Here is a 13,101-nt window from a genome sequence, read left to right on the forward strand (position 1 = left end):
TGGATTTTGGAGACTGAATAAGAGAAATATATAAACAAATCAGAAGGAGATATAAAATGGATACTTCATTATCATGGATTAAAGCGTATGTTCCGGATCTTGACGTAACAGCGCAGGAATATACAGATGCAATGACTCTTTCCGGAACAAAAGTAGAAGGTTTTACAAAGCTGGATGCTGATCTGGACAAGATCGTAGTAGGACAGATTGAGAAAATTGAGAAACATCCGGACGCAGATAAACTGATCATCTGTCAGGTAAATGTAGGAACAGAGACCGTACAGATTGTTACAGGTGCTCCGAACGTAAAAGAAGGAGACAAGGTACCGGTTGTTCTGGATGGCGGACGCGTTGCGGGCGGACATGAGCCTGGGCAGAGAGTAGAAGGCGGAATCAAGATCAAAAAAGGAAAACTCCGTGGAGTCGACAGCTACGGAATGATGTGTTCCATCGAAGAACTTGGTTCAGACAGAAATATGTATCCGGAAGCACCGGAATATGGAATCTACATTTTTGATGATGACGCAGTTGTCGGAGAAAGTGCAGTAAAGGCACTCGGACTGGATGATGTCGTATTTGAATACGAGATCACCTCCAACCGTGTAGACTGCTTCAGCGTGGTTGGTATCGCAAGAGAAGTTGCAGCTACATTCCACAAAGAATTCAAGCCACCGGTTGTAACATCAACCGGAAATGATGAAGATGTCAATGATTACATCAAAGTAAAAGTAGAAAATACAGACCTTTGCCCACGTTACTGTGCAAGAGTCGTAAAAAATATCAAGATCGGACCTTCACCGAAATGGATGCAGAGAAGACTTTCTTCCGTAGGAATCCGTCCGATCAACAACCTTGTTGATATCACAAACTATGTAATGGAAGAATACGGACAGCCAATGCATGCTTATGATCTGGATACCATCGCAGGTCATCAGATCATCGTCCGCAATGCCCAAAAAGGAGAAAAATTCGTAACACTGGATGGTCAGGAAAGAGAAATGGATGATTCTGTTCTGATGATCTGTGATGGCGAAAAAGCGGTAGGTATTGCCGGAATCATGGGTGGCGAAAATTCCATGATCACTGACAATGTACAGACCATGTTATTTGAAGCTGCATGCTTCGATGGAACCAACATCCGTAAATCCAGCAAGAAAGTCGGACTTCGTACTGATGCATCCGGTAAATTTGAAAAGGGACTGGATCCGAATAATGCAGAGGATGCAATCAACCGTGCCTGCCAGCTGATCGAAGAAATGGGAGCCGGTGAAGTTGTCGGAGGAATGGTTGATGTATACAGCAAGAAAAAAGAACCTGTACGTGTACCATTTGATGCCGACAAGATCAATGCACTTCTCGGAACAGACATCCCGGAAGAAGATATGATTAAATATTTTGAAAAGATCGACCTGGAATATGATGCAGAAGCAAAAGAAGTGATCGCACCAACCTTCCGTCATGACTTATTCCGTATCGCCGATCTTGCGGAGGAAGTAGCAAGATTCTACGGATATGATAATATCCCGACTACACTGCCTACAGGTGAAGCTACAACTGGTAAGCTTTCTTTCAAGCTTCGTGTGGAAGAAGTAGCAAGAAATATTGCAGAATTCTGTGGATTCAGTCAGGGAATGACTTATTCATTTGAAAGCCCGAAGGTATTTGACAAGCTCCTCCTCGACAAGGATGATCCGATGCGTCAGGCAATCCAGATCATGAACCCGCTTGGAGAAGATTACAGTGTCATGCGTACAACATCTCTGAATGGTATGCTGACATCTCTTGCAACAAACTACAACAGAAGAAATAAAAATGTCCGTCTGTACGAGCTTGGAAATATTTATCTTCCAAAGGCACTTCCACTGACAGAACTGCCGGACGAAAGAATGCAGTTTACACTTGGAATGTACGGAGATGGAGACTTCTTCAGTATGAAAGGTGTTGTAGAAGAGTTCTTTGAAAAAGTCGGACTTCATAAGAAAGAAACCTATGATCCAAATGCAGGAAAGAACTTCCTTCATCCGGGACGTCAGGCAAACATCGTTTACGATGGAAAGGTTGTCGGATACATGGGTGAGGTTCATCCGGAAGTTGCTGATATCTATGGAATCGGTGAAAGAGCATACGTTGCTGTCATTGATATGCCACAGATCACAGAACTTGCAACATTTGACAGAAAATACGAAGGAATTGCAAAATACCCGGCAGTCAGCCGTGATATCAGTATGGTAATGCCAAAATCCATCCTGGTAGGACAGGTTGAAGAAGTGATCGAGAACAAGGGTGGCGCTTATCTGGAAAGCTATAAGCTGTTCGATATCTATGAAGGCGCTCAGATCAAGGCAGGCTTCAAGTCTGTTGCTTACTCTATCACATTCCGTGCAAAAGATAAGACTCTGGAAGAAGCTGACATTTCAGCTGCTATGAACCGTATCTTAAAGGCACTGGAGGAAATGGGTATCGAGCTTCGTAAGTAGGCGAAAAGAGGTCAAAAGAATGAAACGACAGGATTTTTATTTTGATTTACCGGAAGAGCTGATCGCGCAGGATCCGCTTGAAGACAGATCCAGTTCCAGACTGCTTGTTCTTGATAAAAAAACCGGTGCAACCAGTCATCACATTTTCCGTGAGATCAAAGATTATCTCAAACCGGGAGACTGCCTTGTGATCAATGATACCAAGGTTATCCCGGCAAGACTGATCGGTGAAAAAGAAGGAACCGGCGGAAAAGTCGAAGTTCTTCTTTTAAAACGAAAAGGAAATGATGTCTGGGAAACACTTGTAAAACCAGGAAAGAAGATGAAACCCGGAGCAAGAGTCAGCTTCGGGGACGGTCTTCTGAAAGGGGAAGTTCTGGAGGTTGTAGAGGAAGGAAACCGTCTGATCCATTTTGAATACGAAGGAATTTTTGAAGAGATTCTGGATCAGCTTGGACAGATGCCGCTTCCGCCTTACATCACCCACCAGCTGGAGGACAAGAATCGTTACCAGACCGTGTATGCAAAGCATTCCGGATCTGCGGCTGCTCCGACGGCAGGACTGCATTTTACACCGGAGCTTCTGGAAGAAATCAAAGCAGAAGGTGTGGAGATTGCGCATGTAACGCTTCATGTCGGACTTGGAACTTTCCGTCCGGTAAAAGCGGATGATATTCTGGATCACCATATGCATTCGGAATTCTACCGGATCGAGGCATCTGAGGCAGAAAAGATCAACCGTGCAAAAGAGAGCGGACACCGGGTGATCTGCGTCGGAACGACAAGCTGCCGGACCGTAGAATCTGCGGCTGATGAAAACGGAAAGTTAAAAGAGTGCAGTGGATGGACAGAGATTTTCATCTATCCGGGCTATAAATTCAAGGTACTGGACTGCCTGATCACGAACTTCCATTTACCGGAGTCAACGCTGATCATGCTGGTAAGTGCGCTTGCCGGAAGAGAGCATGTGCTTGCGGCATATGAAGAAGCAGTTAAAGAGAGATATCGATTCTTCAGCTTTGGGGATGCGATGTTTATAGAATAGACGCAGAATCTGACAAATGTGAGGTTATGTCAGGGAACAGGAAATCATAAGATATTAACCGGAGAACGAGATTGTTCAAGTCATGTACAACTTTGAAAAATCTTGTTCTCCGTTTTTTGTATAGGTTGGAAACGATTGAGTTTAAAAATCTTATTGAATGAATGTCTATAGAGAATGTTGTTTTATCCGGCTGAGATAAACAGAATAGATTTGCCGATTCTGCAAAAATATAGTAAGATGGTGTAAGTGCCAAAAGCATGAATGGTATAGTAATGGAGAAATCTGGGCACATACTAAGACGAAAAGGTTATAAAAACAAGATTGCAAAAGGAGACAGAAGATGGACTACGCAGAATATATCAGAGAAAGAAACGAAAAAAATAACTTTGGGAAATAAAGTCAGGTGGATATTCGTAATTTGTTTTGCTTTTTGATTTGGTTAAAAAGCGGACAGAAATGCATTGAGAATTGAGGAGTAGCAGAAAATGGGCATATTTGAGGAGGCAGCAATTTTCCGGGGCGTCACGAAGGAGGACGCCAGACAGATGCTGAACTGTCTGAATCCGGTAGAAAAGACTTATAAAAAAGATGAAATCATTTACCATGCCGGGGATGAGGTTACTTCAATGGGCGTGGTTCTTTCCGGCAGCGTGTTCATTGAGAATGATGATATCTGGGGGAATCACAGCATTCTGGACCGGGCCGGAAGAGGCGAGATTTTTGCAGAAACATATGCAGCGATTCCGAGGCAGAAGCTGATGGTCAATGTAGTTGCGGCAGAAGAGGCAAGAATTTTGTTTCTTGATGTGGGAAGGATACTGAAAGTCTGTTCCAATTCGTGTGTGTTTCATCATACGTTAATTGAAAATCTGCTGAAGCTTTCCGCAGAGAAGAATCTCCGTCTGTCGAAACGGATTTTTCATATTTCATCAAAATCGATCCGGGGAAGACTGCTGTCGTATCTATCTTATCAGGCTATGGAAAACGGAAAGAAAGAATTTGATATCCCGTTCAACCGGCAGCAGCTTGCAGATTATCTGAATGTAGACAGGTCCGCGATGTCAAATGAGCTTGGGAAGATGCAGAAAGATAGGCTGATCGAAGTAGACAGGAAACATTTCCGTATTCTTGGCGAAACGGAAATATAAATGGATAAATAATGGAAATAAAACGGATACAGCAGTGAGAAACTGTATGTAGGTTAGGATAAAAGAAAACCATTGCAGGAGAGATGTGATTTAATCAGATCCTGTAATGGTTTTTTGTATACGATGAGTCAAGTATAAATTTGTGAAATTTATCTTTCTAGTCCGTGTATCCAGTCTGACTTTAGGAAATAAATCAGAAAAGCAATGGAACTGAGCGCCCAGGTCATCGGGTAAGCCCAGAAGATCATCTGAATGGACGGGATGAATTTTAAAATGATCACGATATAAGAAACGCGGATCAGACACCAGCATACCAGCATAACATACATCGGGACTGTGGATTTACCGGCTCCGCGCATGATTCCTGCCATACAGTGTGAAAAAGCAAGCAGGAAGTAGAAAAAGGTGTCCGTGTGTGCCTGCATGGCTCCGTAGTGGATAACCTCTGCGGTGGAACTGAAAGCAGACAGAAGCTGTGGAGCGGTAAAATGCACGCAGATACCGATCAGCTCAGAGATCGTAAGAGAGCAGATCACACCGAATACAGCGCCCTTTTTAGCACGGTCATATTCTTTTGCTCCCAGATTCTGACTGATAAAAGTAGTAAGTGCCAGAGCAAAACAGGTGATCGGAAGGAACCCAAATCCCTGGATCTTCATATAAGCCCCACATCCGGCAACCGCCATTTCCCCAAACTGGTTGATATTTGCCTGGACGAATACATTTGCCAGGGAAATGATCGAGTTCTGGAGTCCTGCTGGCAGACCATAAGAAATGATCTGGCGGAGCATATAGGAATCCAGATTGATCCGGTTCAGATGAAGCCGAAACTCCTCCGGACTGTGAAGCAGCTGTACCATACAGAGAATAGCACTTAAAAACTGTGAAATGACAGTTGCAAAAGCGGCAGCACCTACACCAAATCCAAGACCTGCGATCAGTACAAGGTCAAGAATGATATTCGTTACCGAAGAAACGATTAAGTAGATCAGAGGATGGGTACTGTCACCGACGGACTGCAGAATGCCGACAAAGAAGTTGTACATGACAAAGGCAAGTGAGCCGGTAAAGTAGATCCGGAAATAAGTAATTGAGTTTGGAAGTACCGCCTCCGGTGTTCCCATAAGTACCAGGATCTGTGGTGCGGCAATGATACCGACAATGGTAAGGATCACGCCGCAGATCAGTCCGAAGCCAACGGTTGTATGGATGGATTTTTGCAGATTCGGAATGTCTCTGGCACCGTAATATTTGGCGACGATGACACCGGATCCGATGGCGATTCCATTAAAAAGACCGACCATAAGAAAGATCAGATTACCGGAAGAGCTGACAGCGGCAAGCGCAGAGCTTCCAAGAAAATTTCCAACGATCAGAGAGTCGGCGGTGTTATATAGCTGCTGAAAAAGGTTTCCCCAAAAAAGCGGGATCGCAAAAGCAACGATACGCTTCCAGATGGAGCCTTCGGTCATCAGTTTGGCTGAAGATTTTGACATAGAATATTTCCCCCGTTTCTTAAGTCATTACTTTTAAGTATAAGGTGCGGCAGAGGGAAAGTCAATGAAAATGAGGTTCGGTAAAAATGCATGTTATCCTTCATGAAAACGCGAAAGAAACTGTTTTGTTCTCTCTTCACTTGGATTTTCAAACACCTGACGCGGATCACCCTGTTCAACGATGCGTCCGTCGTCCATAAAGATCACATGATCGGCAACGTCGCGTGCAAATGCCATCTCATGGGTTACAATGATCATCGTCGTATTCTGGTCGGCAAGCTCGCGGATAACTTTTAATACTTCTCCGGTCAGTTCCGGATCCAGTGCAGAAGTCGGCTCATCAAAACAGAGGATGTCCGGTTGCAGGGCAAGTGCCCTTGCAATAGCAACTCGCTGGCATTGTCCGCCGGAAAGCTGATGCGGATAATTGTCCATCCGGTTATCCAACCCCATCTGTGTCAGAAGAACCTTTGCCTGTACCTCGATGGCGGTCAGGATTTCACGTTTTCTTTCTTTAAAATCCGGCTGCTCTGCGGCGAGAAGTTTTTTGGCAAGCATTACATTTTCCAGAGCGGTATACTGCGGAAACAGATTAAAGTTCTGGAACACCAGACCAAAATGCAGTCGTTTTTTACGGATCACGGATTCCTGAGTGGTTGCCGGGACAGAGGCATCAAAAAGTGTTTCGCCATTTACCCGGATAATTCCGTTATCCGGATGTTCCAGAAAGTTCAGGCAACGGAGAAGCGTTGTCTTTCCACTTCCGGAAGATCCGATGATGGAAACAGCCTGTCCTTTTTCCAGGTTAAATCCAACGTCTTTTAAGACAGGAGTTTTATTAAAAGATTTACTGATATGTTCTACTTCTAAGATTGGCATAAATATGAATTCTCCTTATCTGAAATATTCCAGTTTCTTTTCAAGGCGTCCGAGAAGAACGGTCAGGATACCATTGAAAATAAGATAATAAACAGCGGTAAAGAACAGCGGCCAGATAGCACCGGAGATGCCATGTGAGCCTTTCATAAATGCCTGTCCTGCCCAGATGATCTCCTGCAGCGCGATAATACGTGCAAGAGAAGTATCTTTTACCAGGGTGATGATTTCATTTGACATCGGTGGTACAATGCGTTTGATCATCTGAAGGAGTGTGATCTTGAAAAAGATCTGATGCTTTGTCATGCCAAGTACAAGACCGGCTTCTTTCTGACCTTCCGGAACACCCTGGATTCCACCGCGGTAGATTTCTGAAAAATAACAGGCGTAATTGATGATAAAAGATACGGCTGCTGCAAGGAAACGCCCTGCTTCACCACCACCCCAGATCGGGTTATGTAAGACCAGCCCGGGGAAATAGTAGATGATCAGAAGCTGGATCATCAGCGGGGTACCACGGATCACCCAGACGGTCAGTCTCGCAAGCCAGCTAAGAGGCTTGAAATGAGACATGGAACCAAAGGCAATGACCAGTCCGAGAGGAAGGGCACCGACCAGCGTCACAATAAATAATTTTAAAGTTTGTAAAAAGCCGACATTTAGTGCGGACACTACGACCGGCATTTGTTTCATAATCAGATCCATAAAAAGTTCCTGCCTTAAATATTATTTCTGCTCAATGATGGCATCCTGAACCCCATAGGTTTCAGCGCATTTCTTCATAGAACCATCATTGTAGCTTGTCTTGAAGAATTCGTTCAGTTTGTCTGCAAGGTCGGAACCTTTGCGGAATCCAACACCATATTTTTCGGTAGTAAGCTCAACGGTATGAGTCAGATTTTCGTATCCGGTACCTTTTCCGACCATGGCACCGGCCATCAGAAGGTCGATGACTGCAGCATCAGAGGTTCCGGCTGCAACTTCCATCATGGCATCTGCCTGTGAAGAAACGGCAGTGTAGTCATATCCTTCTCCGCTTACAGCTTTTTCTCCGGCACTTCCGGATTCAACTGCAAAAGAAAGATCCTTAAGACTGTCTTTGTCCTGATATTTGTCTGCTTTATCAGAAGGAACGACCACTACCTGCGCATTGTTACAGTAAGCGGATGTGCATGCCATTGCGCTGGTTACTTCATCAGTAAGTGTCATACCGTTCCATACACAGTCGATTGTTTTTCCGTCAAGTTCCATAACTTTATTGTCCCAGTCAATTTCTACAAATTCGGCATCTACGCCAAGACTTTTTGCAAATGCTTTTGCCATGTCGGCGTCAAAACCAATCCATTCATCCTTATCGTTTTTGTAATCCATTGGCTCAAAATCTGTGATTCCGACTACAAGAGTTCCTTTATCCTGAATATATTCTATATCACTTTCGGATGAGCTTTTTGAGTTGTCGGATTTTTTTGTGTCAGAGGAAGAACCTCCGCATGCTGCAAGGGATAATACCATTGCTGAAGTAAGTGCAAGTGCTGTTATTTTTTTCATAATAATCTCTCCTCATATACTTTCAAAAAATGTCACGTCACTATATTATCAATCTACCACACTAAAGTCAACCAAAACTTGCTATTTACTTTCTTTTTTGATAAAGATACAATAAGAAATACAGGAATTACTGTAGAAAGAGTAGAACAGAGGAATATAAATATATGGAAACAAATGAGATTATTGTTCACCATGCGACGGAGAATAACCTGAAAAATGTATCTATCCGGATACCAAAGCATCAGATCACAGTATTTACCGGAGTATCAGGTTCCGGGAAATCTTCGCTGGTTCTGGATACTCTTGCGGCGCAGTCGCGCAGGGAATTAAACGATACTTTTCCAAGCTTTGTACAGCAGTATCTTCCAAAATACGGAAGACCGCATGTGGAACGGATCGAGAATCTTCCGGCAGCAATTGTGATCAATCAGAAAAAGCCGGCTCCGAATCAGCGGTCGACGGTTGGAACTTATACGGATACCTATACCCTTCTGAGGCTTTTATTTTCCAGAGTGGGACAGCCTTTTGTCGGTTATTCGGACAGCTTTTCATTCAATCATCCACAGGGATGCTGCCTGCGGTGTAACGGACTTGGGGAAGTGACAGATCTGGATGTACACAAGCTGGTAGATTTTGATAAATGTCTGAATGATGCCGGAGTGATCCATTATGTGGCATTTGAGCCGGGGCAGTGGAGATGGATCCGTTATGCAAACAGCGGATTGTTTGATCTGGATAAGAAGATTAAAGACTATTCCGAAGAAGAACTGGAACTGTTTTTGTATTCACCGCAGATACGTCTTAAAAACCCGCCAGAAGGCTGGCCGAAAACTGCGAAATACGAAGGTCTTGTGCATCGGATGTATCGCAGTGTCCTAAATTCGGAAGAAGGAAAACTTCACAGGGAGTTATTGGATCCGATCACCAGTCATGGAGTTTGTCCGGAGTGTAATGGGGCAAGATTGAATCAGAAGGTGTTGTCCTGCAAAATTGACGGGAAAAATATTGCAGATGTAATAAAACTTCCATTATCCGAGCTGCGTGCGTGGATTGACCAAATAGAAGATCCGCTTGCAAAAGATATTCAGGATACACTGCATACCAAACTGTCTGCACTTATAGATATCGGACTGGGATATCTGTCTCTGGACAGAGGGTTATCTACTTTATCTGGTGGAGAAATCCAGAGATGCAAGATTGCAAAATGTCTGAATTCCTCGCTTTCTGATTTGTTGTATATTCTGGATGAACCGAGTGCAGGGCTTCATAATCATGATATTGAGCGGATGCGCCGTGCACTGGAAAAATTGAGAGATGGTGGAAATACGGTTGTTCTGGTGGAGCATCACCGGAAAATGATCGAGATGGCCGATCACATTGTGGAAATGGGTCCGGAACCGGGAATGGCCGGTGGAAGAGTTTTATTTGAAGGCAGTTATAAGGAACTTTTAAAGAGTGATACGCCGACCGGAGAAGAGATGCGGCTTACTACTTCTCTAAAAGCAAAGGCAAGGGAAGCGAAAGGAATATGGCGGATGGAGCATATCCATCTTCACAATCTGAAGGACATTACCATCGAATTTCCAATAGGAAATCTGGTTGTGATCGCTGGTGTTGCCGGATCCGGAAAAAGTTCTCTGATGGAAAGCTTTTACCGCAGTATGGGAGAGGATGTGGTGTTTGTAAGCCAGCGCGCTGCAGGTGCAAGTCTCAGATCCACTCCGGCGACCTATCTGGGAGTCGCAGATGAAATCCGGAAAATATTTGCAAAGCGGTGCGGTCAGAAGGCATCTTTGTTTTCTTTTAACGGCGCAGGAAAGTGTCCGGCATGTAAGGGAAAAGGAGTGATCGTATCGGATATGGCATTTATGGATGACATCGAGACGACCTGTGATGTGTGTAAAGGACTTCGGTATTCAAAAGAAGTTTTGCAATACGAAGTAGATGGAAAGAATATTGCGGAAGTGATGGATTTGACTGTTGCACAGGCGGGGGAATTCTTCAGGGGAACAAAGATCAGCGAAGCGCTGGAGCCTCTGGAAAAAGTAGGACTTTCTTATCTGCACCTAAATCAGGCACTTTCTACTTTATCCGGCGGAGAGTTGCAGCGAATGAAGTTTGCTTCCTATCTCGGAAGTAAAGACCGTATTTTCATTCTTGATGAGCCGACAAACGGATTGCATATCAAGAATGTCCGGAGTCTGTTAAAGCTTCTGAACCAGATGGTGGATGAAGGGAATTCCATTTTTGTTATTGAACATAACATAGAATTTATCAAATCCGCTGATTATGTGGTAGAATTAGGACCAGAAGGAGGAGATGCCGGAGGAAGACTGCTGTTTGCCGGTACACCGTTTGAGATGAAAAAGAGTGAGAAATCTGTCACGGCAGAATATTTATGATGATACCAGATTGCTCCATTTCTGTTGCTACGCAATCCCCCTATTTATAATTATGAAAGATTTACAGAAACAGAAATATTTACCAAAAAGATAGAAGAAAAGGAGACGAACGTTATGAAACTAATGATTGCATCAGATATTCACGGATCCGCATATTATTGTCTGGAAATGCTGGATGCGATGAAAAAAGAATGTCCGGACAGACTGTTACTTCTGGGCGACATCCTGTATCATGGACCAAGAAATGATCTTCCGCTGGAATACGAACCCAAAAAGGTAATTAAAATGTTAAATGAAGTTAAAGAGAAATTATTCTGTGTACGCGGAAACTGTGACACAGAGGTAGACCAGATGGTACTGGATTTTCCAATCATGGCAGATTATGCAGTGATCCCGTGCGGCAACAGGATCATTTACGCCACCCATGGACACCATCATAACGTCATGACCCCAATCCCAATGCAGCCAGGCGATATTCTCCTACACGGTCACACCCACGTACCGGCCTGGGAACCATTCGGAAACGAGAACCTCTACTTAAATCCAGGCTCCGTTTCCATCCCAAAAGAAAACAGCGCCCACAGTTACATGATCCTGGAAGACGGTATCGCGAAATGGAAAAACCTATACGGCGAAGTTTACCACGAACTGATGCTGTAGTTATTTTACTAAAGAACAAGAAAGTATAGAACTTCATTAACAAATGAAAACATACACTCCCTGAAAAAGTGGAAAGCTTTTATCTTTGCGAAGAAGAGCCAGGACCTAAAAAATATTGAACAAAATAAAGCCCCATAAATTGTCGACATTCGCCAATGTACATCCGACAATTTATGTAATAAAATGAAACTAAGAAAAGCAAAGGAGAACCTAACAATATGAGAGCTTACGAAAGATTTTTAAACTACGTTCCGGTATGGACAACCAGTGATGAGACAAGCGATACTGTCCCGTCAGCAGACAGAGAGCTGGTACTGGCAAGAATGCTTGTAGAAGAGATGAAAGGTCTTGGAATCGCAGATGCAAGAGTGGACGACAAGGGATATGTATATGGACACATCCCTGCAACTCCTGGATGCGAAGACAAGCCGTCGCTTGGTCTGGTTGCGCATATGGACACTGTGGCAGATGCATCAGGGGAAAATATAAAGCCACAGATCATTGAGAATTATGACGGGAAGGACGTTGTCCTGAAAGGTTCCGGAGATATTCTGAAAGTAGATGAGTTCCCGTACCTTGCAGAATTAAAGGGAAGAACTCTGATTACAACTGACGGAACCACACTTCTTGGGGCAGATGACAAGGCGGGAATCGCAGAGATTCTTACCGTGGCAGAAGAGATCATCAAAGAAGGACTTCCGCATGGAAAGATCTGCATCGGATTTACACCGGATGAAGAGATTGCAAGAGGAGCAAAGCATTTTGATGTGGAAGGTTTTGGTGCTGACTATGCTTACACTTTGGACGGTGATGAGGAAGGCGAGATTCAGTTCGAGAATTTCAATGCATCGACTGCATTTATCACCATTCACGGTGTCAGCGTACATACGGGATCAGCAAAAGACGTGATGGTTAATTCACAGACCATTGCAACCGAGATCCACCAGATGCTTCCGGTAAATGAAAGACCGGAGACAACCGAAGGATATGAAGGATTCTATCATCTGGTCAGCGTGCAGGGAAATGTGACAACGACTAAGATGAAATACTTTATCCGTGATTTTGATCGCAAATCTTTTGACGCAAGAGCACAGAAACTTCGTGATATCGCAGAAGAGATGAATAAAAAGTACGGCGAAGGAAAAGTGGAAGTTGAGATTGTAGAATCCTATTACAACATGCGCGAAAAGATTGAACCGTGCATGCAGCTGATCGATTACGCAAAAGCAGCGATTGAGCATGCAGGTATTACACCAATCGTGTCACCGGTCCGTGGGGGAACAGACGGTGCAAGACTCAGCTTCAAAGGACTTCCGTGTCCGAATCTTGGAACGGGCGGACATGCATTCCATGGCGTATTTGAGCATATCACGGTAGAAGGAATGGATAAAGCAGTCCTTATTGTAAAAGACATCATTAGACAGTTTGCAGAATAAAGGGGAATTTAAT

General features: G+C 44.0%; 10 protein-coding genes. 6 read left to right on the forward strand and 4 right to left on the reverse strand.

Annotated elements, in window-relative coordinates; genetic code table 11:
• Nucleotides 1-56 precede the first annotated feature (56 nt).
• The 3 genes from pheT (at nucleotide 57) to PGQ33_RS04550 (ending at nucleotide 4,670) form a co-directional block, all read left to right on the forward strand.
• Nucleotides 57-2,477 (forward strand): phenylalanine--tRNA ligase subunit beta, encoded by a 2,421-nt coding sequence (pheT, locus tag PGQ33_RS04540; protein ID WP_270205348.1) that lies wholly within the window; start codon nucleotides 57-59, stop codon nucleotides 2,475-2,477.
• 19 nt (nucleotides 2,478-2,496) lie between these two features.
• A complete protein-coding gene (gene queA / locus PGQ33_RS04545; RefSeq protein WP_008371840.1) occupies nucleotides 2,497-3,522 on the forward strand; it encodes a tRNA preQ1(34) S-adenosylmethionine ribosyltransferase-isomerase QueA in 1,026 nt (341 codons plus the stop codon).
• Nucleotides 3,523-4,007: 485 nt separating this feature from the next.
• Complete coding sequence (locus PGQ33_RS04550) at nucleotides 4,008-4,670, forward strand: Crp/Fnr family transcriptional regulator (RefSeq protein WP_195501964.1); 663 nt, start codon at nucleotides 4,008-4,010, stop codon at nucleotides 4,668-4,670.
• Between the two features lie 149 nt (nucleotides 4,671-4,819).
• Here the strand turns inward: PGQ33_RS04550 and PGQ33_RS04555 are convergent, their stop codons facing one another.
• The 4 genes from PGQ33_RS04555 to PGQ33_RS04570 all read right to left on the reverse strand — a co-directional run bounded on the left by PGQ33_RS04555 (nucleotide 4,820) and on the right by PGQ33_RS04570 (nucleotide 8,590).
• Nucleotides 4,820-6,166, reverse strand: a complete 1,347-nt coding sequence (locus tag PGQ33_RS04555; protein WP_173825609.1) for an MATE family efflux transporter — start codon at nucleotides 6,164-6,166, stop codon at nucleotides 4,820-4,822.
• A gap of 93 nt (nucleotides 6,167-6,259) precedes the next feature.
• The gene (locus PGQ33_RS04560) at nucleotides 6,260-7,045 is read right to left on the reverse strand and encodes an amino acid ABC transporter ATP-binding protein (RefSeq protein WP_022220749.1); all 786 of its coding nucleotides are present in this window, start codon (nucleotides 7,043-7,045) and stop codon (nucleotides 6,260-6,262) included.
• A 15-nt stretch (nucleotides 7,046-7,060) separates the two neighbouring features.
• On the reverse strand, nucleotides 7,061-7,747 hold the full coding sequence (locus tag PGQ33_RS04565; protein WP_117555754.1) for an amino acid ABC transporter permease: 687 nt from the start codon (nucleotides 7,745-7,747) through the stop codon (nucleotides 7,061-7,063).
• 21 nt (nucleotides 7,748-7,768) lie between these two features.
• Entirely contained in the window at nucleotides 7,769-8,590 is an 822-nt protein-coding gene (locus PGQ33_RS04570) for a transporter substrate-binding domain-containing protein (protein WP_270205349.1), read from the reverse strand.
• Nucleotides 8,591-8,754: 164 nt separating this feature from the next.
• Here PGQ33_RS04570 and PGQ33_RS04575 point away from each other — a divergent pair, with 164 nt between their 5' ends.
• From PGQ33_RS04575 to pepT, 3 genes are all read left to right on the forward strand, one after another.
• Nucleotides 8,755-10,992, forward strand: coding sequence for an excinuclease ABC subunit UvrA (locus tag PGQ33_RS04575; RefSeq protein ID WP_270205350.1), 2,238 nt, complete (start codon nucleotides 8,755-8,757; stop codon nucleotides 10,990-10,992).
• Nucleotides 10,993-11,106: 114 nt separating this feature from the next.
• Nucleotides 11,107-11,652: a phosphodiesterase gene (gene yfcE / locus PGQ33_RS04580; protein ID WP_117834413.1), complete on the forward strand. Its 546-nt coding sequence runs from the start codon at nucleotides 11,107-11,109 to the stop codon at nucleotides 11,650-11,652.
• 218 nt (nucleotides 11,653-11,870) lie between these two features.
• Entirely contained in the window at nucleotides 11,871-13,088 is a 1,218-nt protein-coding gene (pepT, locus tag PGQ33_RS04585) for a peptidase T (RefSeq protein WP_117834411.1), read from the forward strand.
• The last annotated feature ends 13 nt before the right edge of the window (nucleotides 13,089-13,101 follow it).

Origin of the sequence: Coprococcus sp. AM100_B19A, assembly GCF_027662015.1 — a bacterium.
Classification (GTDB): Bacteria; Bacillota; Clostridia; order Lachnospirales; family Lachnospiraceae; genus Allocoprococcus; species Allocoprococcus comes.